At 62.3% G+C, this 877-nt stretch carries 2 protein-coding genes; both read right to left on the bottom strand.

Annotation, left to right across the window (positions count from 1 at the left end; genetic code table 11):
- The coding region (locus KVS69_RS18440) for a hypothetical protein (RefSeq protein WP_217539436.1) at positions 1-366 on the bottom strand (366 nt) is incomplete at its 3' end.
- Between the two features lie 71 nt (positions 367-437).
- Positions 438-698 carry a DUF3653 domain-containing protein gene (locus KVS69_RS18435; protein WP_217539435.1) on the bottom strand — a complete coding sequence of 87 codons (261 nt, stop codon included), beginning with the start codon at positions 696-698 and terminating at the stop codon, positions 438-440.
- Positions 699-877 lie beyond the last annotated feature (179 nt).

Genomic DNA, 877 nt, shown 5'->3' with positions numbered 1-877 from the left:
CCCCCGATTCGGGACATTTTCCCAGCCTCCTGGAATGCGGCGGAACAGGGTGCCGCTGACGCATTTCAGCTCTGACGGTGCTGGCGTTTCGGGGGCAAGTCCGGCGGCTTTCGCCTTCTGCTCCGCCGCTACGCGTTGCAGTCGTATCTCAGCAATGTGAGCGTCCCGGGCTGCATTCGGATCGATCGTGCGCGGTCGCTCTTGTGGCGTTTGAAAACGTGCGGCCCAAGCTGCGTTGGTGCGGATCAGCATGTGGGCACCGCCTGCCAGCAAGCCCAACAGCACGATGCCCAACACCAGCAGCCACGGGAACTCCCAGCGGCTGCGGCGAATGGCGGGAAGGTAATCCGGTCGGTCTCGTTCCATGAAGCCCTCTAGGCTGCGTCCTGCGGGCATTCTAGCCGGGGTGTAGGGGCAGCGCCCCTACGATGACGCCTTCAACCCGCTGAGCGCCCAAAGTGGCGTTCCCGGAAGTCGCCCAGGTCTACAACGACGACCTTTACCAACTGGCGCTGACCGCGTTTCTTGCCAGCCTCGGCCTTGCGCCGGGAGGCGTATCCGGCTTTCAGAAGCTCCATGTGGTCCCGCCACGCCAAGCCCTTGAGCCGCTCGGGGGTCATTCGATCACCATCCGGGCTGACAAGGTAGTTGCCGCGGATGCTCCATCCTGCAAAGGGGCCGCTCAGGTACTCAGGCATGCGTCAATGCTCGTTTTGTCCTTGGGACCTGTAGGAGGCAAGATCGATGCCAGACCCAGCTTGAACAGCCGCCAGTAGTACCCAACCAGCGCCGCTGTCAATTTACATAATATACATTCCGTACCTGCCGACCCGGGGTTAGCCGTTGCGACAGTAGGCGTTGCGCCTATTCCGAGCGA

The sequence above is a fragment of the Stenotrophomonas sp. GbtcB23 genome (assembly GCF_019091045.1).
Taxonomy (GTDB): Bacteria; Pseudomonadota; Gammaproteobacteria; order Xanthomonadales; family Xanthomonadaceae; genus Stenotrophomonas; species Stenotrophomonas rhizophila_A.
Note: the sequence above shows the minus strand (reverse complement) of the source record. Positions and strands in the feature narration are given on the sequence as shown.